This is a genomic window from Microbacterium luteolum, from assembly GCF_039533965.1.
Lineage (GTDB): Bacteria > Actinomycetota > Actinomycetes > Actinomycetales > Microbacteriaceae > Microbacterium > Microbacterium luteolum.
Genome location: NZ_BAAAUN010000001.1, coordinates 278,980 through 302,889 on the forward strand (window position 1 = coordinate 278,980; position 23,910 = coordinate 302,889).

Sequence of the window (23,910 nt, forward strand, 5' to 3'; positions counted from 1 at the left end):
AAACCGTCGCGGTGGAGGGGCCTCAGTAGGCCTGGTCGATGAGGTCGGGGGAGACCTCTGCGGCCGCCGCCTCGTCGACGAAGAACACCGTGCGCTTGCGGCCCTTCGCCCCGGCAGCCGGGACGCTCGTGTAGCTCGCGCCGGCCAGCGCCAGTCCGAGGGCGGACGCCTTGTCGGCTCCGGTCAGGACGAGCCAGACGCGCTTGGACGAGTTCAGGACGGGTCGCGTGAGCGTCACCCGCTCGGGCGGAGGCTTCGGCGAGTTGCGCACGGGCAGAGCCGCGGCGTCCGTCACCGTGACCTCGTCGCGATCCGGGAACAGGGAGGCGATGTGTCCGTCGGGTCCGACGCCCAGGAAGCAGACGGCGAACGACGGCCAGGGATGCTCGTCCGTGCTGTACCGCGCGAGATCGGCCGCATATGCCGCGGCGGACTCGTCGAGGGTGAGCCCGCTGTCGGGGCCCGCGACCTCGTGCACGTTCTCCGAGGGCACCGGGATGTGGTCGAGCAGCGCGCGACGCGACTGCAGGGAGTTGCGGTCGGGGTCGTCACGGGGAACGAAGCGCTCGTCGCCCCACCAGAAGTGGACCAGCGACCAGTCGATCTCCGACACGCGAGGATCCTCCGCAGCCGTGCGCAGCACCGCTCCGCCCATCGAACCGCCGGTCAGGGCGATGTGAGCGATCCGACCGTTCCGCGTGCGCGCACGGACGCGTGCGAGGAAACGGTCGGCGACCCGGGAGGCGACGGCGGCAGGCGTGGCCTCGACCACGACCCGCTTCTCTGCGGACGAAACCTGCATCGACTTCACTCTCCCGTCTCAGGCGGACCCAGCTTCTCCCAGCCCTCGGTGATCACTCGACCGTACAGGACATCCGGGTCGAGCCGTCGCAGCTCCTCCGCGAGGCACTCCCGCAGCGTGCGACGCGGCAGGTGCAGATCGTGGTTCGGCTGATCGGGCTGCGTCAGGACCGCGACGCCCGGTATCGGACGCTCGAGCAGGATGTCGCCGGATTCGCGTGTGAGGCGCACCGACTTGATCCCCTCCTGCCAGTGATCGGGTTCCTCGTAGGACCAGCGCACCGGCACCTCCAGCGCCATCTGCAACCAGGCCGCGAGCAGCGCCGTGGACGGCGAGGCTGCCGCTCCGCGGACCTCGACATCCGTGATCGATTCGTACGGGGGCTGGTCGAGCACGGCAGCGAGCTGTTCGCGCCAGTGCGTCAGGCGGGTCCACGCGAGGTCGGTGTCGCCCGGAGCGTGCGTGCGGCCGAGCAGCGCGAGCCGATCGCGCACATCCGGAGCGGTCGCGGCGTCGGTGATCCGGCGCTGCGCGATGCGCCCGAGCGGCGACGTCGCGGGGGACTCCGGCGCCTCCTCGGGCCACCAGGCGACCACGGGGGCGTCCGGCAGCAGAAGGCCCGTGAGCAGGCTCTCCTCGTTGCTGGCGGCGTCTCCGAAGGCGCGGAGCACCACGACCTCACTGGCTCCGGCGTCGCCGCCGACGCGGATCTGCGCGTCGAGACGGGACTCTCCCTCGCCGGTGGTGAGCACGATCACGCGCATCGGGTGCTCGCGGGAGGCATCGTTGGCCGCGTCGATCGCTGCCTCTGCGACGCCGTTGCGCGCCGAGATGACCAGCGTGAGCACGCGCCCGAGGGCGACGGCGCCGCCGTCTTCACGCACCTTGACGAGCTGCTTCGCGACCTGGCTGACGGTCGTGTCGGGAAGGTCGATGATCACGGGCGTCTCCAGACTCGTCCGTCGCGGGCCAGCAGGTCGTCGGCGGATGCCGGTCCCCACGAGCCTGGCGCGTACTGCTCGACCGGGCCGCCGACGGCTGCCCAGTACTTCTCCACCGGGTCGAGGATCTTCCAGGAGAGCTCGACCTCCTCGTGCCGCGGGAACAGCGGCGGATCGCCCAGCAGGACGTCGAGGATCAGGCGCTCATAGGCCTCGGGGCTGGCTTCGGTGAAGGCATGGCCGTATCCGAAGTCCATCGTGACGTCGCGCACGTTCGATCCGCTGCCCGGCACCTTCGAGCCGAAGCGGATCGTGACGCCCTCATCGGGCTGCACACGGATGACCAGGGCGTTCTGTCCGAGCTCGGAGGCATTGCCCCGCCCGAAGAGGTGCTGCGGTGCGCGGTTGAACACCACGGCGATCTCGGTGACCCGGCGGCCGAGTCGCTTGCCGGTGCGCAGGTAGAACGGCACTCCGGACCAGCGCCGCGTGTCGATCTCGAGCTTGATCGCCGCGTAGGTCTCGGTCGTCGACTCCGGGTTCATCCCGTCCTCGTCGAGGAAGCCGGTGACCTGCTCGCCACCCTGCCATCCGCCCGCGTACTGGCCGCGCGCGGTCGCCTGGGAGAGATCCTCCGGCACGTGGACGGCAGCGAGCACCTTCTCCTTCTCGGCCCGCAGGTGCTCGGCCGAGAGGCTGATCGGCTCTTCCATCGCGGTGAGCGCCAGGAGCTGCAGCAGGTGGTTCTGGATCACGTCTCGGGCCGCGCCGATGCCGTCGTAGTAGCCGGCGCGTCCGCCGACGCCGATGTCCTCGGCCATCGTGATCTGCACGTGGTCGACGTAGTTGCGGTTCCAGATCGGCTCGTACAGCTCGTTGGCGAAGCGCAGCGCCAGGATGTTCTGCACCGTCTCCTTGCCGAGGTAGTGGTCGATGCGGAAGATCGAGTCGGCGGGGAACGCCACCTCGAGTGCGGCATTGAGGGCGCGCGCGGACTCGAGGTCGTGTCCGAACGGCTTCTCGATGACGACGCGGCGCCAGTTCTCGTCGTCGTCGGCGTCCTCCCCGACGAGTCCGGACTCCTTCAGCTGCTTCGCGACGAGGGGGAAGTCCTTCGGCGGGATCGACAGGTAGTAGGCGTGGTTGCCCATCGTGCCGCGTTCCACGTCGAGCTTCTCTACCGTCTCGCGGAGCTTGCGGAACGAGTCGGGATTGTCGAACTCTCCCGAGACGAACCGGATGCCCTGCAGCAGCTGCGTCCAGGTCTCCTCGCGGAACGGCGTGCGCGCATGCTGCTTGACGGCGTCGTAGACGACCTGGGCGAAGTCCTGGTCCTCCCAGTCGCGTCGGGCGAAGCCCACGAGGGCGAACCCGGGCGGCAGGAGGCCGCGGTTGGCCAGGTCGTAGACGGCGGGCATGAGCTTCTTGCGTGACAGATCGCCGGTGACCCCGAAGATCACGAGGGCGCTGGGCCCCGCGATCCGGTTGAGGCGACGATCATCGGGGTCACGCAGCGGGTTGTGCCCGCGCGAGATGGGAACAGACATCGGTGGGGGATTCTCCTGCTGTCTACTTCTGTGCGGCTTCGAAGAGGGCGAGCACGTCGTCGGAGGACTCGGTGATCGTCAGCGAGACGACGGGGCGCCCGTGCTCCGCGAGCACGCCCGCGTCGCCGGCGGCCTGCGCCTGGATGAGCTGACCGAACGTGAACGGACGGTCCGGAATCTCGAGATCGACATCGGTGCGCTCGAGGATCTGCAGGAACACGCCCTGGGCCGGTCCGCCCTTGTGGTACTGGCCGGTCGAGTGCAGGAACCGCGGTCCCCATCCGAACGTCGTCGGCCGGCCGGAGTCGGCGGCCACGAGCTCGCGCAGACCCTGGAGCTGCGGGACCTCGAGACGGTTGACGTACGCCTGGATGGACACGTATCCGTCGGCCGGGAGCTGCGCCCAGAGTGCGTCGAGCACGCCCTCGACCGTGCCGGATGCGGCGAGAGCCGGGTCGGACACCCGCACCTCGACGCCGTTCTCGGTGAACGCCGGGGCGGTGGGCTCCGGACGCGCATCGAGCAGGCCGCGTGCGGCGATCTTGGCCGACTCCACGTCGGGCTGGTCGAACGGGTTGATGCGGAGCAGGTGCCCCGCGATCGCCGTGGCGTACTCCCAGACGATGAGCTGTGCGCCGAGCGTGCCGCTCACGAGGATCTCGCCCGGGTGACGCTCGTGCAGGTGGAACTCGTTGGCGTCGTCGACCAGACGGACGATCTGCAGGTCGGCGGGCTTCGAGTCGAGCTCGGGGGAGACCGGGAGCAGGACGACCGGGAGGATGCCGGTGCCGTCCTTGCCGGTGGACTCCGCGATGAGCTGCTCGATCCAGTCGGGGAGCCCGTTGATGTGGGTCCCGTCGGTGATCAGGCCGAGCTTGTCGCGGCGCGGAGTGGTCGCGGCGATCGCCGCCCCGAGGCGGAGCGCCGGGTTCTCGGCAGAGTCCACGGCGACCTCGAGCAGCGAGGCCTCGGCCTCGTTCAGCAGTTCGTCGATGTCCACGCCGGCCAGGCCCGACGGAACGAGGCCGAAGGCCGTGAGAGCCGAGTAGCGTCCGCCGACGTTGGGGTCGGCGTTGAAGACGCGGTAGCCGGCTTCGCGTGCCGAGACGTCGAGCGGAGAGCCCGGGTCGGTCACGACGACGATGCGCTCGGTGGGGTCGATGCCCAGATCGCGGAACGCCGCCTCGAAGGTGCGACGCTGCGAGTCCGTCTCGACCGTGGAGCCGGACTTGGACGACACGACCAGCGCGGTGTCGGCGAGTCCCTCGTCGAGGGCCGCGAGCACCTGGCCGGGTGCGGTCGAGTCGAGGATCGTCAGCGGCACGCCGGCCGTCTGCGCGATGACCTCGGGCGCGAGCGAGGAACCGCCCATGCCGGCGAGAACGACGCGCGTGACGCCCTTGGCGTGCAGCTCGGATCGGAGAGCCGTGATCTCGGCGACCAACGGGCGGGAGATCGAGACGGCCTCGACCCAGCCGAGCCGGACGGCCGCCTCGGCCTCGGCAGCGGCGCCCCAGAGCGTCGGATCGCCGTTCGTGATGCGCGAGGCCACGAGGTCGTGGACGAGGCCGGGAACCGTCTCGTCGATCGCGGCGCGAGGAGCGCCCGACGTGTGGATGGAGAAGGTCATCGCTGGGCCTCCAGGCCCTCGGCGACCTGGCTGAGCAGGTCGTGCCAGGAGTCGATGAACTTCGCGACGCCCTCATCCTCGAGCACCTGGGTGACGTCGTCGAAGTCGATGCCGACCTCGGCGAGCCCGGCGAAGACCGCGCGGGCCTCGTCGTAGCCGCCGGTGATCGTGTCGCCGGTGACGACGCCGTGGTCGAACGTCGCCTCGAGCGTCTTCTCGGGCATCGTGTTGACGACGCCCTGGGCGACCAGCTCGGTGACGTACAGCGTGTCGGGGAGAGCGGGGTCCTTGACACCGGTCGACGCCCACAGCGGGCGCTGCGGGTTCGCGCCGGCGTCGAGGAGAGCCTTGGCGCGGTCGCCCGCGAAGGTCTGCTCGAACAGCTCGTAGGCCAGGCGCGCGTTGGCGAGTCCTGCCTTGCTCTTCAGCGCCTCAGCGGCATCCGTTCCGATCGCGGAGAGACGCTTGTCGGTCTCGGTGTCGACGCGCGAGACGAAGAACGACGCGACCGAGTGGATCGTCGAGAGGTCGATCCCGGCGGCCTTGGCCGTCTCGAGCCCGGTGAGGTAGGCGTCGATGACCGCCGCGTAGCGCTCCAGGCTGAAGATCAGCGTGACGTTGACGCTGATGCCGGCGCCGATGGCCTCGGCGATCGCGGGCAGCCCGGCCTTCGTGGCGGGGATCTTGACCAGCAGGTTCGGCCGGTCGATCTTGGCCCACAGCTCCTTGGCCTGAGCCACGGTGCCCGCGGTGTCGTGAGCGAGATCGGGGGAGACCTCGATCGACACGCGACCGTCGACGTGGCCGGACTTCTCCCAGACGGGACGGAACACGTCGAGCGCGGCGGCGACATCCTGCGTCGTGGCGGCGAAGACGGCCTCCTCGGCCGTGGCTCCGGACGCGGCGAGCTCGGTGACCTGAGCGTCGTACGAGGTGTTGCTCTTGTCGGTGATCGCGTTCGCGAAGATCGTCGGGTTCGTCGTGACGCCCACGACGTTGCGGGACTCGATCAGCTCGGCGAGGTTGCCGGAGGAGATGCGGGTGCGCGACAGGTCGTCGAGCCAGATGCTGACACCTGCGGCGGCGAGCTCTGCGGTGGGGGTGCTCATGCGTTCTCCTTGGTGCTGTTTGCGGCGATGGTCTCGCGTGCGGCCGCGATGACGGCCTCGGTGGTGATGCCGAACTTCTCGAAGAGGGTCTTGTAATCGGCGGAGGCGCCGAAGTGGTCGATGCCGATCGAGCGACCGCGGTCGCCGACGATCCCGCGCCAGCTGAGCACGGAGCCCGCCTCGACGGAGACACGGGCGGTGACGGCCGCCGGGAGCACGCTCTCGCGGTACGCCTCGTCCTGCTCGTCGAACCACTCCAGCGACGGAGCGGAGACGACGCGCACGTTCACGCCCTCGGCGGCGAGTGCCTCGCGGGCGTTCACGGCCAGCTGCACCTCGGACCCGGTGGCGATGATGATGACGTCCGGCGTGCCGTTCGGCGCCTCGGCGAGCACGTACGCGCCCTTGACCGCGCCGGAGGCGGCGGCGAACTCGTCACCGGATGCTGCGCCGTCGCCGCGCTCGAACACCGGGATGTTCTGGCGGGTCAGGGCGATGCCGGTCGGGCCGGCCTGACGGCGGAGGATCTCGAGCCACGTGACGGACGTCTCGTTCGCGTCAGCGGGGCGGACGACCGAGAAGTTCGGGATCGCGCGGAGCGTGGCGAGCTGCTCGATCGGCTGGTGGGTCGGGCCGTCTTCGCCGAGCGCGACGGAGTCGTGCGTCCAGACGAAGATGCTCGGGATGTTCATCAGCGCGGCCAGACGCACCGAGGGGCGCATGTAGTCGCTGAAGATGAGGAACGTGCCGCCGAACGGGCGGGTCGGGCCGTGCAGCACGATGCCGTTGACGATGGCACCCATCGCGTGCTCGCGGATGCCGAAGTGCAGCACGCGGCCGTAGGGGTTGCCGGACCACTCGTGCGTCGACCACTCGGCGGGGATGAACGACGGCGCGCCCTTGATCGTCGTGAGGTTCGACTCGGCGAGGTCGGCAGATCCGCCCCACAGCTCGGGGAGCTCGGCGGCGAGGGCGTTGATGACCTGACCGGATGCGGCGCGGGTCGAGACCTCTTTGCCGCTCTCGAAGACAGGGAGGGCGGCGTCGATGTCGGCGGGCAGCTCGCCCGACTCGAGCCGGTCGAGCAGCTGCTTGCGCTCCGGGTTGGCGGCGGCCCAGGCGTCGAAGGACTCCTGCCAGTCCGCGCGTGCCTGGGCGGCACGGTCGGCCAGGCCGCGGGTGTGCGCGATCACGTCGTCCGCGACGGCGAAGTTCTGCTCGGGGTCGAAGCCGAGGACCTTCTTGGTCGCCGCGAGCTCGTCGGCGCCGAGCGCGGAACCGTGGATCTTGCCGGAGTTCTGCTTGCCGGGCGACGGCCAGCCGATGATCGTCTTGAGGATGATGAGCGAGGGCTTCGCGGTCTCGCCCTTGGCGGCCTCGATGGCGGCGTAGAGCTCGGCGACGTCCTCGACGTACTCGCCGGTCTTCTTCCAGTCGACGACCTGCACCTGCCAGCCGTAGGCCTCGTAGCGCTTCGCGACATCTTCCGTGAAGGCGACGTTCGTGTCGTCCTCGATCGAGATCTGGTTGGAGTCGTAGATCGCGATGAGGTTGCCGAGCTGCTGGTGGCCCGCGAGCGAGGAGGCCTCGCTCGTGACGCCCTCCTGCAGGTCGCCGTCACCGGCGATCACGTAGACGAAGTGGTCGAACGGGCTGGTGCCGGCAGCGGCATCCGGATCGAACAGGCCGCGCTCGTAGCGGGCGGCGTAGGCGAAGCCGACGGCGGAGGAGAGCCCCTGGCCGAGCGGGCCGGTGGTGATCTCGACGCCCTTGGTGTGACCGTACTCCGGGTGACCCGGGGTGAGGGAGCCCCACGTGCGCAGCGCCTTCAGGTCGTCCAGCTCGAGGCCGAATCCGCCGAGGTACAGCTCGACGTACTGCGTCAGAGAGGAGTGACCCGCGGAGAGGATGAAGCGGTCGCGGCCGAGCCAGTCGACATCGGTCGGGTCGTGGCGCAGCACACGCTGGTAGAGGAGATACGCGGCGGGAGCCAGGCTCATCGCGGTACCGGGGTGGCCGTTGCCGACCTTCTCCACAGCATCCGCCGCCAGGATCCGTGCGGTGTCCACCGCACGCCGATCGATCTCATCCCACTGCAATTCCGACACGGTGAAGCCCTTCTCCAACAGTTCGAGAGCACCCGGGAAGCAACAATCGCGGTCCGCATCGTTACGGAAGAGGTGGATGAGCGCCGGGCGCGCGAGTCTTTTCAGCATAGCCCCGTGGGTCGCTCCGTTACCCCCTTTTACGACGCTTCACATGGCTCGGAGAGCGGGTGTGAAGCCGTCAGCGGACAAGGCGCCCGGCCGGTGTGCCATAGACTGGAAGGGCTGTCGTGACGCGTGCGGAGGAGGCGATCGAGATCTCGACGATGTCTGATCAGACCGTTGTGAGGAAATCCATCGGTCGCACCGTGAAGGCGTACGTCGCCCTCACCAAGCCGCGCGTCCTCGAGCTGCTGCTGGTGTCCACCGTTCCGGTGATGTTCCTCGCTCAAGGCGGACTCCCGAACATGTGGCTCGTGCTCGCGACCGTTGTCGGAGGCTCGTTGAGCGCCGGCTCCGCCGCGGCGTTCAACATGTACCTCGACCGCGACATCGATGCGCACATGCACCGCACCGAGAAGCGCCCGCTGGTGACGGGCGAGGTCACCCCGCGCGGTGCGCTGATCTTCTCCTGGACGCTCGCCGTGACCTCGACGGTCTGGCTGTTGCTCACCACGAACTGGCTCGCCGCCACACTCTCCGCCGTCGCCATCTTCTTCTACGTCGTGATCTACACGATGATCCTCAAGCGCCGCACCGAGCAGAACATCATCTGGGGCGGGATCGCCGGATGCTTCCCCGTGCTCATCGGATGGTCCGCCGTCACCGGCTCGCTCGACTGGCCGGCGTTCATCCTCTTCCTGCTCGTCTTCCTCTGGACGCCGCCGCACTACTGGCCGCTGTCGATGAAGTACAAGGGCGACTACGAGGACGTCGACGTGCCGATGCTCGGTGTCACGCGCAACGCCTCGCAGGTCGGGCTCCAGGTCATCCTGTACGCCTGGGCGACGGTGGCGTGCTCGCTGCTGCTCGTCCCGATCGCGAACATGGGACTGGTCTACACCGTCTCGGCTCTCGTGTTCGGCGGATGGTTCATCTACGAGTCGCACCGTCTCTACAACCGGGCCGTGCACGGCACCGAGGCGCGGCCGATGCGGGTGTTCCACGCGTCGATCACGTACCTGACGCTGATCTTCGTCGCCGTCGCGCTCGATCCGCTGCTCCCGTTCTGACCGGCTGACTTTCCAGTCTCGACCGCGAGCCCGTCGCCGCGGTGGTGCGGAGACGACGAAGCGGCGCCGATCGCTCGACGCCGCTCCTTGTGAGGCGATCCGATCAGCGCGTGACCGCCGGAGTCGTCTCTTCGGACTCCGCCTCGGTGTCGGAAGGTTCTGCGTCGGCGGGTTCTGCATCGGCGGCGGCAGCAGGCTCCGCATCGTGAGTGGCGCCGACCGAGCCCTCGACCGTCGTCGATGCCGTCTCGACCGGGGTGGCCTTCTCCTCGGGCTCGGCCGTCCAGTCGATCGCCTCGACGACCGCGGGCGCGGGTGCGGGTGCGGGGACGAGCGATCGCGCCGCGACGAGTCCGAGGGTGAGCAGGATGCCGACGATCCCGGCAGCGAGCACACCGGCGCCCACGACGACGAGGGACTGCCCGACGTAGACCTCGACGCCGGTGGCGGTGCCATCGAGCAGGGTGGTCGTCATCGTGCCGATCTGGCCGGAGATGAGCCAGCCGCCGACTGCCGTCGTGGCGAGGGACACGACCAGGAGGAGCCAGAATCCGATGCTTCGTGTGAGTGAGGTGTTCATGCGGCCCACGATTCCCGATGCGCTGATGAGACGCCGATGCGGGCCCTATGGATCGCCTGTGCGGGGTCAGTCCTCCTGAGCGACCGGTCGCTTGAGATGCAGCACGACGACCGTGTACGCGGCGGCCGACAGCGAGGCGAGCACCATGTGGATGCCGACCAGCAGGGGAGGGAGGCCCTCGCGAGCCTGCAGCACGCCGACGCCGACCTGCACGGCGATGGCGATGACCAGCACGAGCAGCCAGCGACGCGGCTCCAGGCGCAGAACCCAAGCCGAGATCGTCAGCGCGAGCACGAGCCCGGCGAGGATGTACCCGGGCCAGGAGTGCACGTGCGCGAGCACGGTCGCGTCGAAGCCGTGGCGGAACACGTCGGCATCGCCCGAGTGGGGGCCGGAGCCGGTCGTCAGTACGCCGAACACGATCGTGACGGCCAGAGCGAGCCCCGTGACGTGGCTGAGGATCGCGAACCACTTGGGCACCGCTCGCTCGCGCGGGCCGGGCGCCGCGTAAAGACGCACGATGAAGGCTGCGGTCACGCAGACGAGCAGGAGGGACGACGTGTAGTGGAAGCCGACGATGAACGGGTTCAGGCCGGTGAGCACGGTGATGCCGCCGACGAACGCCTGCGCGACCACGCCGACGAGCGTGATCCAGGCGAGCAGGATGAGATCTCGGCGCTCGGTGGCTGCACGCACTGAGTACACCGCCGCGGCGATCACGACCAGCAGCAGCACGGCCGCCGCGACGGGGAAGGCCAGATCCTTATTGATGGGGCGCGCGATCGCGTAGGCCACGACCGCGGCCACGATTCCGCCGCCGGCGAACCAGAGCGAACTGACCAGCGCACGCCGGCCGCCGATGCGGTGAAGCACGAGCAGGACGACCGCGATCGCGATGATCCCGACCACGCCGGTCATCATCCGGTTGCCGAACTCGATGACGCCGTGGATCCCCTGCTCCGGCGTCGGAACGAGCGATTCCGGTGTGCACAGCGGCCATTCCGAGCATCCGAGTCCCGAACCGGTGAGGCGCACGGCGCCACCTGTGCCGATGATGATGGTCTCGGTGAGGAACGACAGCCAGGCGAGGATCCGAAGTGCACGCCCCCACACGGCGGGTCGCGTCGCTGTCGCCCCCGGACCGCCGCCGGTCTTCGCGATGGCGGCGGGCATCTTCGTGTCGGGCATGGGTCCTCCGGACCGGGCTGACTCGGCGGGCACGGCCCGGTTGTCAGGCGAAACCTGTAGAATCGGATTGTTGCGATGAGCGCTGACAGCGCTGCAGCATCGACAACAGTTTAGGCGCGATGAATGCGCCGGTGATGAGGGCCCAACCAACGGCACACACTCCCGCAGACTCGACGGGGATCACGTGTGCCGGGGCGGATGACACCGTTTCGGGACCTGTGAGGAGAGTGTGAGATGTCGGATGTGCTGATCGACCGCCCAGAGCTGGACAGCCTGGGGGTGTACGAGTTCGGCTGGCACGATGAAGATGCCGCCGGAGCCATTGCGAAACGCGGAATCTCGGAAGAGGTGGTCCGCGGCATCTCGGCCCTCAAGCATGAGCCCGAGTGGATGCTGAAGACCCGTCTCAAGGGATACCAGCTCTTCGGCAAGAAGCCGATGCCGACCTGGGGTGCAGACCTCAGCGAGATCGACTTCGACAACATCAAGTACTTCGTGCGTTCGACGGAGAAGCAGGCGCAGTCCTGGGAGGACCTGCCTGTCGAGATCCGCGAGACGTACGAGCGCCTCGGCATCCCCGAGGCTGAACGCCAGCGCCTCGTCGCCGGCGTCGCCGCGCAGTACGAGTCCGAGGTCGTCTACCACCAGATCCGCGAGGACCTGGAGCAGCAGGGCGTCATCTTCATGGACACCGACACGGCCCTGCGCGAGCACCCCGAGTTCTTCGAGGAGTACTTCGGCACGGTCATCCCGGCCGGCGACAACAAGTTCGCCGCGCTCAACACCGCCGTCTGGTCGGGCGGCTCGTTCGTCTACGTCCCCAAGGGCGTGCACGTCGAGATCCCCCTGCAGGCCTACTTCCGCATCAACACCGAGAACATGGGCCAGTTCGAGCGGACGCTGATCATCGCCGACGAGGACAGCTACATCCACTACATCGAGGGCTGCACGGCCCCGATCTACAAGTCGGACTCGCTGCACTCCGCCGTGGTCGAGATCATCGTGAAGAAGAACGCCCGCGTGCGCTACACGACGATCCAGAACTGGTCGAACAACGTCTACAACCTCGTCACCAAACGTGCCGTCGCCCACGAGGGCGCGACCATGGAGTGGGTCGACGGCAACATCGGCTCCAAGGTGACGATGAAGTACCCGTCGATCTACCTGATGGGCGAGCACGCCAAGGGTGAGACGCTGTCCGTCGCGTTCGCCGGCCCCGGCCAGCACCAGGACGCCGGCGCGAAGATGATCCACATGGCTCCGTACACGCAGTCGTCGATCGTCTCGAAGTCGATCGCCCGCGGCGGCGGACGAGCCGGCTACCGCGGCGAGGTCCGGGTGGATGCCAACGCGCACCACTCCGCGAACACCGTGCGCTGCGACGCGCTGCTGGTCGACACGAAGTCGCGCTCGGACACCTATCCGGCGATCGACATCCGCGTCGATGACGTGCAGCTCGGCCACGAGGCCACGGTCTCGAAGGTCAGCGAGGAGCAGCTGTTCTACCTGCAGTCCCGCGGCATGCCCGAGGACGAGGCGATGGCGATGATCGTGCGCGGCTTCATCGAGCCGATCGCGCGCGAGCTGCCGATGGAGTACGCGATGGAGTTGAACAAGCTCATCGAGATGGGCATGGAAGGCAGTGTCGGCTAGATGACGGCTCAGGCTACGGCGTCCGCAGGGACGCAGGATACGAACGCGCACATCGACCCGGCAGCACAGGTCGCCGCCGCGGGCTTCGTCCCCGTGCAGACCCGCTCCGAGCGGCCGCATTCCTTCGAGCCCGCCGACTTCGGCGCGCCGACGGGGCGCGAGGTCAACTGGAAGCACACGCCCGTCGCGAAGCTGACGTCGCTGTTCGCCGTCGCGTCGCCGAACGACGGCGTCCGCTACGAGTTCAGCGCGGGGGAGCAGTACGTCTCCGCCCCGCTCGCAGCCGGCGATGCTCCGCGTGGCGAGGTCTTCCTCGCCGAGGACGTGACGGCGGCCGTCGCCTGGCAGGGCGCGACCGAGGCCCTGCACGTGCGCATCCCGCGCGAGGAAGAGGTGGCGGAGCCCGTCTTCGTGTCGATCACGGGTCTCGGCGCCGACCGTCGCGCCGATGCGCACATCGTGATCGAGGCGCTCGAGCACAGCTCCGCGACCGTCGTCCTCCAGCACACGGGTTCGGCGCAGTACGCGCAGAACGTCGAGATCATCGTCCGCGACGGTGCGAAGCTCACGGTCATCAGCCTGCAGCAGTGGCAGGACGACGCCGTGCACGCCTCCGCGCACCAGGCCCGCGTCGGAGCGGATGCGACGCTCAAGCACTTCGTCGTCAGCTTCGGCGGCGGCGTGGTCCGGGTCAACCCGAACGTCGAGCTCGCCGGCGCCGGCTCCGAGGGCTACCTCTACGGCCTCTCCTACGCGGATGCCGGTCAGCACCTCGAGAGCCAGGTCTACCTGCACCACAAGGGATCGCACACCAAGGGCGACGTGCTGTACAAGGGCGCCCTGCAGGGTAAGGGTGCGCACAGCGTCTGGATCGGCGACGTGCTGATCGGCGCGAACGCCAACGGCACCGACTCCTACGAGGCGAACCGCAACCTCGTGCTCACCGAGGGCGCGCGCGCCGACTCGATCCCGAACCTCGAGATCGAGACGGGCGACATCCTCGGCGCCGGCCACGCGAGTGCGACCGGTCGTTTCGACGACGAGCAGCTGTTCTATCTGCAGGCGCGCGGCATCAGTGAAGAAGAGGCACGACGGCTCGTCGTGCTCGGCTTCCTCACCGACATCGTGCAGCGCCTCGGTATCCCGGCCCTGGAGACGGAGCTGCTCGACGCCATCGAGACCGAACTCGCGGTGGTCGACGCATGACCGCCGAACGCGTGTGCGGCGTCGCCGACCTCGAGCAGGACACGCCGCTGCGTGTCGATCCCGCCGGTGTGCCGATCACGGTGATCAAGGACGGCGACGGCGTGATCCACGCCATCGGCGACGTCTGCACGCACGGCGACATCTCGCTCTCCGAGGGCTTCGTCGAAGGTGACACGGTGGAGTGCTGGGCCCACGGCTCCGCCTTCTCGCTGCTCACCGGCAAGCCCCAGAACCTCCCCGCTTATGAGCCCGTCCCGGTCTACGTCGTCGAGATCGACGGCGACGACGTGCTCATCGACCCGACCGTGACGAAGGAAGTCTGAATGTCTGTTCTCGAGATCCGCGACCTGTTTGTGACGGTCGAGACCGAGTCGGGGACCACCCCGATCCTCAACGGAATCACCCTCACCATGAACACGGGTGAGACCCACGCGATCATGGGCCCCAACGGCTCGGGCAAGTCGACGCTCGCCTACACGATCGCGGGTCACCCCAAGTACACGGTGACCTCCGGCTCCATCACGTTCGACGGCGAGGACGTCCTCGCGATGAGCGTCGACGAGCGTGCTCGTGCCGGCCTGTTCCTCGCGATGCAGTACCCGGTCGAGATCCCCGGTGTCACCGTGACGAACTTCCTCCGGACGGCCAAGACCGCTCTCGACGGCGAAGCGCCGGCGATCCGCGGTTGGACCAAGGACGTCAAGGCGGCCATGTCCAACCTGCGCATGGACCCGAAGTTCGCACAGCGCAACGTCAACGAGGGCTTCTCCGGTGGTGAGAAGAAGCGTCACGAGATCCTGCAGCTCGAGGTGCTGAAGCCGAAGTTCGCGATCCTCGACGAGACCGACTCCGGCCTCGACGTCGATGCGCTGAAGATCGTCTCCGAGGGCGTCAACCGCGCCAAGGAGTCGACCGGCCTGGGCGTCCTGCTCATCACGCATTACACGCGCATCCTCCGCTACATCCGTCCCGACTACGTGCACGTGGTCGTCGCCGGCAAGATCGTCGAAGAGGGCGGACCCGAGCTCGCCGACCGGCTCGAGGACGAGGGATACGACCGTTTCCTCGACCCCGCTGCCCCCATCGAGGCGTAGGCTGACCGCATGACCGCGACGCTCACCGACCAGAAGTACGACGAGGTCACCGAGGCTCTGAAGGACGTCATGGATCCCGAGCTCGGGATCAACGTCGTCGACCTCGGTCTCATCTACGACCTCGCCTGGGATGACGAGAACGATGCTCTCGTGATCCACATGACGCTGACGAGCGCGGGCTGCCCCTTGACCGACGTCCTCGAAGAGCAGACCGCCGAGGCGCTGGACAAGGTCGTGGATCGCTTCCGCATCAACTGGGTGTGGATGCCGCCGTGGGGTCCGGAGAAGATCACCGACGATGGGCGCGACATGATGCGCGCCCTCGGCTTCGCGATCTAGGGATGCTCCGCGTCACGGCCCTGCCGTTGGCGGAACTCCGCGAGCGCAGCAGCGAGAAGTGGCGGGAGTATCCCGCTGACGTCCTGCCGCTGTTCGTCGCGGAGACCGACTTTCCGCTGGCGCCGGCGATCACGACCGCACTTCAGCGCGCCGTCGAGATCGGCGACACCGGGTACGTGGCCTCTCGGACGCCGCTGGCGGAGTCTTTCGCCGCGTTCGCCTCCCGTCGCTACGGGTGGGATCCCGACCCCGCGCGCATGCGGAGCACGGCCGACGTGAGCATGGGGATCGTCGAGATCCTCCGGCGCGTCACGCAGCCCGGCGACCGCGTCATCGTCACGCCCCCGGTCTATCCACCGTTCTACGAGCTCGTCGCCGAGGCCGGCGCGGAGGTGGCACGCGTTCCGCTGCGCGACACCGGGACGGCGTGGGAACTCGATCTCGACGGCATCCGCTCCGCGTTCGAAGACGGGGCGACAGCGATCCTGCTCTGCAATCCGCACAACCCGACCGGGACTGTGCACGATCGCGACGCGCTGACGGCTCTCGCCGAGATCGCCGAGGAGTTCGGCGCCGCCGTCGTCTCCGACGAGATCCACGGACCGCTCGCTCAGCCCGGCACCGGCTTCACGCCGTTCCTGACAGCGGGCGACGCGGCACAGCGCGTCGGCTACGCGGTCGTGAGTGCGAGCAAGGCGTTCAACCTCGCCGGACTCAAGTGCGCCCTGATGGTCACCGCGCACGACGAGACCAGCGCCGTCGTGCGCGGACTCCCCGTCGAGGTCGAGTGGCGCACGGGGCAGTTCGGACTGCTCGCCGCGGTCGCCGCGTTCTCCGCGGAGAGCGACGAGTGGCTCGACGGGCTGCTGCGCACGCTCGATGAGAATCGGGTGCTCCTGGAGGATCTGCTCGCCGCGCGTCTGCCCGGTGCGCGGTACCGCATCCCCGATGCCGGCTACCTCGCCTGGATCGATCTTTCGGCTCTGGAGTGGGGCGACAACCCCGCCCGAAGGATCCTGAAAGACGCCAGGGTGGCGCTCCACTTCGGCCCGGCCTTCGGCGCCGAGGGGGCTGGACACGTGCGACTGAACTTCGGGACGAGCCCGGAGATCATCACCGAGGCCATCGAGCGCATCGCGGCGCTCGTCGGCCGATGACGTCGGTGGAACCCGCCGCGTCGATCTGGGATCGCCACCGTATCTGGGTCACGCTCGGCGCGGTCGCCCTGATCTTCCTCGCGGCGATCGAGGCGCTGGCGGTCACGACGGTCATGCCGGTGGTGAGCGAGGCGCTCGACGGTCAGTCGCTCTACGCGGTCGCGTTCGCCGGAACCCTGGCGACGAGCGTGATCGGCATGGTCGCGGCGGGGGCATGGTCCGACGCCCGCGGGCCGCGCGGCGCGCTCTATGTCGCGGTGACGCTCTTCGTCGCCGGTCTCCTGATCTCCGGCCTCGCCACGACGATGCATCAGTTCCTCGTCGGCCGGCTGGTGCAGGGCCTCGGCACGGGCGGTCAGACCGTCGCGCTCTACGTCGTGGTGGCGCGACTGTACCCCGCGCACCTGCACGGCCGCATCTTCGCCGCGTTCGCCGCGGCGTGGGTGGTGCCCTCCATGGTCGGACCGTTCCTCGCCGGGGCCGTCGCGGAGTACCTGGACTGGCGCTGGGCGTTCCTCGGCGTCGCGGTCCTGACCGCAGGGGCCTTCCTCATGATCGCGGTGCGACTCCGTGGGGTCGACCTCGGTCACGGCGAGCCTCAGGACGGCCGCGCGCTCGTCACGAGGCTGCTGCTCGCCGTGGTGGTCGCGGTCCTCGCCGTGGTGATCGGATTCTCCGCCGACATGGCACCCGCGGTCGGATGGCCTGTCGCACTCGTCGCGGTGGCGGTGATCGCGTTCGCCGTGCTCCCGCTGGTGCCGCGACGCACGCTCCGCGCCGGACCGGGACTGCCCAGCGTCGTGCTCATGCGCGGTATCGCCGCGGGGGCGTTCTTCGCAGCCGAGGCCTACATCCCCTATCTGCTGATGGAGCGGTACGCGTTCACGGCCACCTGGGCCGGCGTGGCCCTGATGCTGGCGGCATTCGCTTGGGCGGGTGCGTCCGCGGTGCAGGGAAAGTTCGGCGAGAGACTGGGCAACCATCGCATCACTCTGATCAGTCTCGGATTGATCCTCTTCGCGATGATCTGCGTGCTCGTGGCCGCGCTGACGGGTATCACGCCGATCGTCGTCATCATCGGCTGGGCGTTCGCCGGGGGAGGGATGGGTCTGCTGTATCCCCGTCTGACCGTGCTCACGCTGGCCTACTCCGACGAGACCAACCAGGGGTTCAACTCCTCCGCGCTGTCGATCTCGGATGCCACGGGATCAGCCGTGGCGATCGCCCTCGCGGGGCTCGGCGTCGCCACGCTCGGCGGTGGAGCCGGGGCCTTCGGGGCCGTGTTCGCCTTCGGGATCGCGCTGGTGCTGCTGGCGGTCGTGCCCGGGCTCAGGCTCGGTCACGCGGCGGAGTCGCTGCCGCGCTGATCGCACCCGTGAGGGCGGTCACGCCGAGATCGAAGACGCGGTCCAGTCCGGCGGTGACGTCGTTCTCATCCCCGCCGAGCAGGGCCCCGTGGCTGTCGGCGTGCATGCGCTGCTGCACGAGAGTCGCGTGCCCGAGGATGAAGTGCAGGATCGCGACCGCGCGCTGCTCGACGTCCGTGGCCCCCTCGTTCTCGAGGGCTCTCGCCAGGGCGGACTGCGCGGGCGAGGCGCCGAGTCGGAGGGCGTAGGTGCTGAGGACAAGCTCCGCGCCGTCGCGGTGGGCGAAGAGCGCGTCGCGGATGCTCCGTGCCGTCGTGAGCACTCCCGCCCCGGTTCCGTGGATGATCGCTGTGATCCGGTCCGCGAGATCGGCGAGGAGCTCCTGCTTGCTGGAGAAGTGCCAGTAGAGCGCGCTGGGCTGCACGTCGAGCCGACCGGCGATGCGCCGCATGGAGAGATCGGCGAGGCCCACCTCGTCGAGCAGCGCGAGGGCCGTGCGTGCGACGCTCTCGCGGTCGTGCCGTGCCGGATTGTGTTCGGGGCTCATGCTCTCACTATAGTGAACAGCGTTCAGGTGAACGGTGTTCAGGAGGGCTGCCCGCGAGGTGGCAGCGCTCCGCCGACGAGAGGACCGCGGATGGAGAAGGTCGTCACGACAGCCCGTGCGTCGATCGCGGTCGAGGGTGTCTCGGTCGACTTCGACGGTCGCGCCGTGCTCCACGATGTGACGGTGGACCTGACCGCGCCGACCATCGCCGTCATCGGGGCGAACGGTTCGGGCAAGTCGACGTTCGCACGTCTGCTCAACGGGCTCGTCGCTCCCACCACAGGGCAGGTGACCGTGGACGGCCTGGACACGGTGCGCGACCGTGCACTCGTGCGCCGTCGCGCCGGCTTCGTGTTCGCCAACCCGGAGGCGCAGATCCTCATGCCCACGCCCGCGGAGGACCTCGCGCTCTCGCTCCGCGACCTGCCGCGTGCCCAGGTCCAGGTGCGGGTGCGGGACACCCTCGCCGCCCAGGGGCTCGCCGCCCACGCCGACGTCCCGGCGTCGACGCTGTCCGGGGGCCAGAAGCAGATGCTCGCCCTGGCGTCGGTCCTCATCACGGAGCCGCGGGTGATCGTGGCGGATGAGCCGACCACACTCCTCGACCTGCGGAATGCATGTCGGATCGCCGATCTGCTGCTCGCGCAGTCGGCGCAGGTCGTGCTCGTGACCCATGACCTCGAACTCGCCGCGCGCTGCCACACGGCCGTGCTCTTCGACGAGGGCCGCGTGACGGCTTCAGGTGCGCCGGACGACGTCATCGAGGCGTATCGGCGGAGCTGCGGATGATCCCGCTCCACCGGCCGGGGTCGAGCCTGCTCCACCGTGCGCCGGCGGGCGTCAAGCTCAGCATCCTCGCGGTCGCCGCGCTGGTGCTCTCGCTGTATCCGCATGATCCGCTGAGCATCGGCATCGCCCTCCTCGCGGTGTGCGCGCTCTACGCGGTGGGACGGATGGGGTCACGTGTGCTCGGCGCTGAACTCTGGCGCCTCCGGTGGATCGTCCTGGTGCTCGCCACCGCGCTGGCGGTGTTCGTCTCCCCGGTCGCGGCGTGGATCAGCACCGGACGCGTCGTCGTGCTTCTCCTGCTGGCGAGCCTGCTGACCCTCACCACCCCGATGTCCGCGCTTCTGGACGTCCTGCGCCGGTTGCTGCATCCGCTCCGCCGCATCGGCGTCGATGTGGAGGCGGTGGCGATGACGATCTCGCTCACCCTCACGATGATCCCGGTGGTCGCGGGGTTCGCGGAACGGGTGCGTGAGGCGGGCCGAGCACGCGGTGTGCGGCTCGGCCCGCGAGCGGTCGTCCCGATGCTCGTGCTCGCTCTGCGTCACGCCGACGACGTAGGCGACGCGCTGGCCGCTCGCGGCATCGGCTGACGGTCACGCGAGGGCGAACGCCGCGCGGCCGGGCATCGTCTCGGTGGGCGCGCGCCGAGCGAGGCGGAGAGATGCGGCGAGGAGAGCGGCCGCGATCATCGCGGTCGCCACGGACGTGCCGAGCACCAGGAGCAGCACGATGCCGATCAATCCCAGCAGCGTGCCCAGCGCGAGCCCGCGCGTCGAGCGCGTCGGCTCGGGGGCGGCCTGCGTCTCGAATCGGGTGAAAGCCAGGGCCGTGACGGCCGTGAGCGCGAGAGCCGTGGCGAGCCACAGAGGCCTTCCTGCCCACCAGTCCGCGCTGTCGAGAGCGGGAAGGACGACGCCGGTGAGCAGCGCGAAGACTGCGGTGATGCCGGCCATGGCCAGCAGGATCGGCATGTGCCACAGGTAGATCGTCATGGCGCGTCGCGTCACGAATCCGGTGAACGCGGCCGGGAGGGGGCGCCGGCTGAGGCGTTCGATCCTGTCGCGGTGCAGCGAGAGCGCCCCGGTGTGCGCCACGCCGACGAGCAGCAGCGCCGCCGTGGGCGGGTTGATGTTCGCGATGAGGTCGGGGGAGTAGACCCCGGTGAGGAAGGTGGTTGCCAGGAGCGCGACCGCTCCGCCGACGGCGAGCATGCGCGTGCGGCGGCTGAGGGCGTCGATGCGGCCGTCGGCGAGGAAGAAGCCCAGCTGCTGGAGCGTCATCCAGACGAAGGCGAGATTCAGGAAGCCCAGGCCGTCGATGCCGCTGGTGGCGCGCAGCGCGTCGACCAGGACGGATGCCGTCGCCAGCGCCGCGATCGTCACGAACGGAGCGCGCTCGTGCGCCGCCGCGAGCACCGGCAGGAGCGCCTGGCAGAGGACGAACACGCCGAGGAACCACAGCGGCTGACCGTAGCGGAAGCCGGCGGTGGCGATGAGGTCGGCGGGGACGCCGATCACGGTGAGGACGGCGAGGGCGAATCCGACGACGACGACCGTGAAGATCGCGGGTCGCAGGAGGCGGTGGATCCGCCCCGCGACGAAGTCGGTCGCCGTCCCGCCTCGCTGCTGCAGACGCCGATACGCGAGGAGACCCGAGAACCCGCCGATCACGAAGAAGAGGGGCATCACCTGGAGCACCCAGCTGAGCGGCGCGATCCACCACGTGCTGTCGCTGGCGTTCTCGAAGAGCGGCCCTGCGTCGGTGACGGTGACGCCGACCATGATCGAATGGAGCAGCACGACCCCCAGGACGCACAGGGCCCTGACGAGGTCGATCCCGGTGTCGCGCGAGGCGCGCGGCGGGGGAGTGGGAGTCGCCGTGCGCGGCGCCTGGGCGATGGTCATGAGTCCTCCTCGGAACGGTGTTCCCGAAGACTATGGACGCGGTGCACGCGGAGGCATCACTCTCCGGTCCCGTTCTCTCCCCCTACCGGAGGATGAGTCAGGAGGACGGTTCGACGAGCCCGGTGTCGTACGCGAGGATCACCGCGTGGACGCGGTCGCGCAGGTTCAGCTTCGCCAGCACCTTTCCGACGTGCGTCTTCACCGTCTGCTCGGCGATGAACAGATCGGCGGCGATCTCGGTGTTCGAACGTCCCTTTCCGATGAGCACGAGCACCTCCCGCTCGCGCTCGGTGAGCTCGGCCAGCGCCGTGGTCGCTCTGGGACTTCGCGGACGTCGTCCGGCGAACTGCTCGATCATGCGTCGCGTGACGCTCGGCGCGAGCAGGGCATCACCGCCGGCCACGACCCGCACCGCATGCACGAGCTCCTCCGGCAGCGCGTCCTTGAGCAGGAACCCGCTGGCCCCGGCCTCCAGCGCGTCGTACACGTAGTCGTCGATGTCGAACGTGGTGAGCATCAGGATCCGCGGCACGTGCGCGGCGAGGTAGTTCGGACCGAGGATGCGCCTGGTGGCCTCGATGCCGTCGAGTTCCGGCATCCGCACGTCCATCAGGATCACGTCGGGATCGACGCGGGCCGCGAGCGTGACCGCCTCGGCGCCGGTCGCGGCCTGCCCGGTGACGCGGATGCCCTCGTGGGCATCGAGCAGGGCGGCGAATCCCGCGCGGACCATGGCCTGGTCGTCGGCGATGAGCACGCTGATGGTCACGTGGTCTCCTTCTCGATGGTGGGGCCGTCGCCGACGGGGAGCGACGCCTCGACGGTCCACCCTCCGTCGCCGTCCGGGCCGGCGGAGAGACTGCCGCCCAGTAGTTCGGACCGCTCCCGCATGCCGCGGAGGCCGTAGCCCGTGCCGTGGTCTTCCGGGCTGCGCGGGGGCGCGGCGTTGTGCACGCGGATGCGGATCGACGCGGCGTCCGCGTGCAGTCGCACGGCGATGCGGGCGCCCGGGGCATGACGCACCGCGTTGCTCAGGGCCTCCTGGATGATGCGGAACGTGGCGATCTGCACGGCGGGGTTCGCAGCGGCGGCGGCGTCTCCGCCTTCGATCACCAGCCCGACCTCGACGCCGGCGCGACGGATGCTGTCCACGAGCGCCGGCACGTCGTCGATGCCCTGCTGCGGAGCGAGTTCGGCGCTCTGATCCTCGGTGCGGAGCACGCCGAGCATGCGCCGCATCTCGGTGAGAGAGGCGCGGGCCGTCGCCGCGATGTCGTCGAACTCGGCCGACGCGGACTCGCCGATCTCGGGAAGGCGGTAGCGCGCGGTCGACGCCTGCACCTGGATCACCGACATGCTGTGAGCCACGACGTCGTGGAGCTCGCGCGCGATGCGCGTGCGCTCCTCGACGAGGGCCCGGCGTGAACCCTCGAGGGCGCTGTGCTCCTTCTCGCGCGTCAGTTCCGCCGACACCCGCAGCCGGCCGGCCACGAGGGCGGCGATCAGGAGCATCGCCGCGGCGATCGACGAGGTCACGATCAGGTCGGCGGTGGCGCTGCCGGCTGATCCTGGCGTCGCGATGATGTCCGGACGCAGGACGGGCGCGGCGAGCGACACGACCACGCCGATGACGAGGGGGAAGACGCCGACCCGTGCGCCGTGGACGAACGTCACCACTCCGACGAACAGGACGAAGGTCAGGAGCGCGGGCACCGACCACGGCCAGGGCGACTGGGTCGCGAGCTCGGGGACGACGAGGAGCGGCAGGATGAAGGCCGCGGCGCTGAACAGCGCGATGGCCCAGCGGGGATGGGGGATCGCGAGGAGCGGCGATGCGCAGAGGGCGGCGCCGAGGATGAACGCCAGCGGGAGAGGCGTGCCGAGGAGAACGGTCTGGATCGGGACGAGGTTCGCGTACAGCACGATCATCGCCGCGCACAGTGCCGCGAACGCCGCTGTCCGCGGGTTGATCCGCGGACGGCGCGGGGTGCGCTCTCTGCGACGTGCCATGTCTGTCATCCTGCCAGTCGGGGAACGGTCTCGCGTCGTCGACGGGCGGCTGCGACCCGGTCGATCACGAAGCCGACCACGAGGGCGATGCCGATGCCGAGCCCGGCGCTGAGCAGCGGCTGGTCCTTGATCCAGGCTCCCGCGAGCAGGCCGATGGCGAGGCTGAAGATGCTCCAGCTCAGTCCGGCGATGAGGCTCAGGGGGAGGAAGCGCCGCCAGGGGAAGCCGAGTGCGCCGGCGGACATGTTGACGGCGACCCGTCCCACGGGAATGTAGCGGGCGCCGAGGATCAGTACGGCGCTGCGGCGATCCAACGCTGTCTGAGCGTGCGCGAACGCGGCGGCGACCCGTGGACGTCGCATCCACGCGAAGCGGGTCGTCCCGAGCTTCCGGCCGATCGCGAAGGCGATGTTGTCGCCGATCGCGGCTCCGAGGGCGCCGACCGCGCCGAGGAGCAGCAGGTTCCCGTCTCCGGACGACACGGCCACGGCCGCTGCCGCGACCAGCACGGTCTCGCTCGGAACCGGCGGGAAGAAGCCATCGATGATCGTCACGACGAACAGCACGAGGTAGAGCCAGGGTGAGGCGATCGCCTGCATGATGAGCTCGTTGAGGATGTCCACTCCTGCACGGTACGGAGCGCGTGCCAGGGACGGCATCCCTCCCGGGTATCGTCCCTCTCACTCTCCGGACTGATCTTCCTGACCGTCACTCCCTGCGGTGCCGCTTATACTGGGAGGCTGGCCCGTCGGCCGACTCTCTCCCCTTGA

23 protein-coding genes are annotated in these 23,910 nt (G+C 69.3%); 10 read left to right on the forward strand and 13 right to left on the reverse strand.

The features are described 5' to 3' along the window. Positions 1–22: 22 nt before the first annotated feature. The 6 genes from pgl to tkt are packed head-to-tail and all read right to left on the reverse strand — an operon-like array spanning position 23 to position 8,137. Complete coding sequence (gene pgl, locus ABD648_RS01370; RefSeq protein WP_282216951.1) at positions 23–802, reverse strand: 6-phosphogluconolactonase; 780 nt, start codon at positions 800–802, stop codon at positions 23–25. Between the two features lie 5 nt (positions 803–807). Next, positions 808–1,743 (reverse strand): glucose-6-phosphate dehydrogenase assembly protein OpcA, encoded by a 936-nt coding sequence (locus tag ABD648_RS01375; protein ID WP_282216952.1) that lies wholly within the window; start codon positions 1,741–1,743, stop codon positions 808–810. Beyond that, the gene (gene zwf / locus ABD648_RS01380; protein ID WP_116637050.1) at positions 1,740–3,290 is read right to left on the reverse strand and encodes a glucose-6-phosphate dehydrogenase; all 1,551 of its coding nucleotides are present in this window, start codon (positions 3,288–3,290) and stop codon (positions 1,740–1,742) included. The genes ABD648_RS01375 and zwf overlap by 4 nt, the downstream gene beginning before the upstream one ends. A 22-nt stretch (positions 3,291–3,312) precedes the next feature. Next, a complete protein-coding gene (locus ABD648_RS01385; protein WP_282216953.1) occupies positions 3,313–4,920 on the reverse strand; it encodes a glucose-6-phosphate isomerase in 1,608 nt (535 codons plus the stop codon). Beyond that, positions 4,917–6,029, reverse strand: a complete 1,113-nt coding sequence (tal, locus tag ABD648_RS01390) for a transaldolase (RefSeq protein ID WP_282216954.1) — start codon at positions 6,027–6,029, stop codon at positions 4,917–4,919. Before tal ends, ABD648_RS01385 begins: the two co-directional genes overlap by 4 nt. After that, the gene (tkt, locus tag ABD648_RS01395) at positions 6,026–8,137 is read right to left on the reverse strand and encodes a transketolase (protein ID WP_282217474.1); all 2,112 of its coding nucleotides are present in this window, start codon (positions 8,135–8,137) and stop codon (positions 6,026–6,028) included. Before tkt ends, tal begins: the two co-directional genes overlap by 4 nt. Positions 8,138–8,391: 254 nt before the next feature. On the opposite strand from tkt, the gene ABD648_RS01400 reads away from it, so the two are divergent. Next, positions 8,392–9,306 carry a heme o synthase gene (locus tag ABD648_RS01400; RefSeq protein ID WP_425561718.1) on the forward strand — a complete coding sequence of 305 codons (915 nt, stop codon included), beginning with the start codon at positions 8,392–8,394 and terminating at the stop codon, positions 9,304–9,306. Positions 9,307–9,409: 103 nt separating this feature from the next. Here the strand turns inward: ABD648_RS01400 and ABD648_RS01405 are convergent, their stop codons facing one another. Then, a complete protein-coding gene (locus tag ABD648_RS01405) occupies positions 9,410–9,886 on the reverse strand; it encodes a hypothetical protein (protein WP_282216955.1) in 477 nt (158 codons plus the stop codon). A 66-nt stretch (positions 9,887–9,952) separates the two neighbouring features. Further along, entirely contained in the window at positions 9,953–11,074 is a 1,122-nt protein-coding gene (locus ABD648_RS01410) for a COX15/CtaA family protein (RefSeq protein WP_282216956.1), read from the reverse strand. Between the two features lie 234 nt (positions 11,075–11,308). Here ABD648_RS01410 and sufB point away from each other — a divergent pair, with 234 nt between their 5' ends. From sufB to ABD648_RS01445, 7 genes are read left to right on the forward strand one after another with little or no spacing between them, the layout of a single operon-like run. Next, a complete protein-coding gene (gene sufB, locus ABD648_RS01415) occupies positions 11,309–12,727 on the forward strand; it encodes a Fe-S cluster assembly protein SufB (protein ID WP_282216957.1) in 1,419 nt (472 codons plus the stop codon). Next, positions 12,728–13,933: a Fe-S cluster assembly protein SufD gene (sufD, locus tag ABD648_RS01420; protein WP_282216958.1), complete on the forward strand. Its 1,206-nt coding sequence runs from the start codon at positions 12,728–12,730 to the stop codon at positions 13,931–13,933. Then, positions 13,930–14,256: a non-heme iron oxygenase ferredoxin subunit gene (locus ABD648_RS01425; RefSeq protein ID WP_116637043.1), complete on the forward strand. Its 327-nt coding sequence runs from the start codon at positions 13,930–13,932 to the stop codon at positions 14,254–14,256. Before sufD ends, ABD648_RS01425 begins: the two co-directional genes overlap by 4 nt. Further along, positions 14,257–15,027 carry a Fe-S cluster assembly ATPase SufC gene (gene sufC / locus ABD648_RS01430; protein WP_282216959.1) on the forward strand — a complete coding sequence of 257 codons (771 nt, stop codon included), beginning with the start codon at positions 14,257–14,259 and terminating at the stop codon, positions 15,025–15,027. Between the two features lie 9 nt (positions 15,028–15,036). Further along, positions 15,037–15,366, forward strand: a complete 330-nt coding sequence (locus ABD648_RS01435; RefSeq protein ID WP_046011974.1) for a metal-sulfur cluster assembly factor — start codon at positions 15,037–15,039, stop codon at positions 15,364–15,366. A 2-nt stretch (positions 15,367–15,368) separates the two neighbouring features. After that, a complete protein-coding gene (locus ABD648_RS01440; RefSeq protein ID WP_282216960.1) occupies positions 15,369–16,523 on the forward strand; it encodes a MalY/PatB family protein in 1,155 nt (384 codons plus the stop codon). Beyond that, positions 16,520–17,890, forward strand: coding sequence for an MFS transporter (locus tag ABD648_RS01445; RefSeq protein ID WP_282216961.1), 1,371 nt, complete (start codon positions 16,520–16,522; stop codon positions 17,888–17,890). The genes ABD648_RS01440 and ABD648_RS01445 overlap by 4 nt, the downstream gene beginning before the upstream one ends. Here the strand turns inward: ABD648_RS01445 and ABD648_RS01450 are convergent. After that, the gene (locus ABD648_RS01450; protein WP_282216962.1) at positions 17,853–18,437 is read right to left on the reverse strand and encodes a TetR family transcriptional regulator; all 585 of its coding nucleotides are present in this window, start codon (positions 18,435–18,437) and stop codon (positions 17,853–17,855) included. The two genes, ABD648_RS01445 and ABD648_RS01450, sit on opposite strands and share 38 nt — an antisense overlap. 90 nt (positions 18,438–18,527) lie before the next feature. Here ABD648_RS01450 and ABD648_RS01455 point away from each other — a divergent pair, with 90 nt between their 5' ends. Beyond that, positions 18,528–19,226: an energy-coupling factor ABC transporter ATP-binding protein gene (locus tag ABD648_RS01455; protein ID WP_282216963.1), complete on the forward strand. Its 699-nt coding sequence runs from the start codon at positions 18,528–18,530 to the stop codon at positions 19,224–19,226. Next, positions 19,223–19,816 carry a CbiQ family ECF transporter T component gene (locus ABD648_RS01460; RefSeq protein ID WP_282216964.1) on the forward strand — a complete coding sequence of 198 codons (594 nt, stop codon included), beginning with the start codon at positions 19,223–19,225 and terminating at the stop codon, positions 19,814–19,816. The genes ABD648_RS01455 and ABD648_RS01460 overlap by 4 nt, the downstream gene beginning before the upstream one ends. 3 nt (positions 19,817–19,819) lie before the next feature. Here ABD648_RS01460 and ABD648_RS01465 read toward each other — a convergent pair whose 3' ends face one another. The 4 genes from ABD648_RS01465 to ABD648_RS01480 all read right to left on the reverse strand — a co-directional run bounded on the left by ABD648_RS01465 (position 19,820) and on the right by ABD648_RS01480 (position 23,763). Next, complete coding sequence (locus ABD648_RS01465) at positions 19,820–21,130, reverse strand: acyltransferase family protein (protein WP_282216965.1); 1,311 nt, start codon at positions 21,128–21,130, stop codon at positions 19,820–19,822. 97 nt (positions 21,131–21,227) lie between these two features. Next, positions 21,228–21,899 carry a response regulator gene (locus ABD648_RS01470; protein WP_282216966.1) on the reverse strand — a complete coding sequence of 224 codons (672 nt, stop codon included), beginning with the start codon at positions 21,897–21,899 and terminating at the stop codon, positions 21,228–21,230. After that, positions 21,896–23,140: a sensor histidine kinase gene (locus ABD648_RS01475; protein ID WP_282216967.1), complete on the reverse strand. Its 1,245-nt coding sequence runs from the start codon at positions 23,138–23,140 to the stop codon at positions 21,896–21,898. Before ABD648_RS01475 ends, ABD648_RS01470 begins: the two co-directional genes overlap by 4 nt. A 5-nt stretch (positions 23,141–23,145) precedes the next feature. Then, on the reverse strand, positions 23,146–23,763 hold the full coding sequence (locus ABD648_RS01480; RefSeq protein WP_282216968.1) for a DedA family protein: 618 nt from the start codon (positions 23,761–23,763) through the stop codon (positions 23,146–23,148). Positions 23,764–23,910 lie beyond the last annotated feature (147 nt).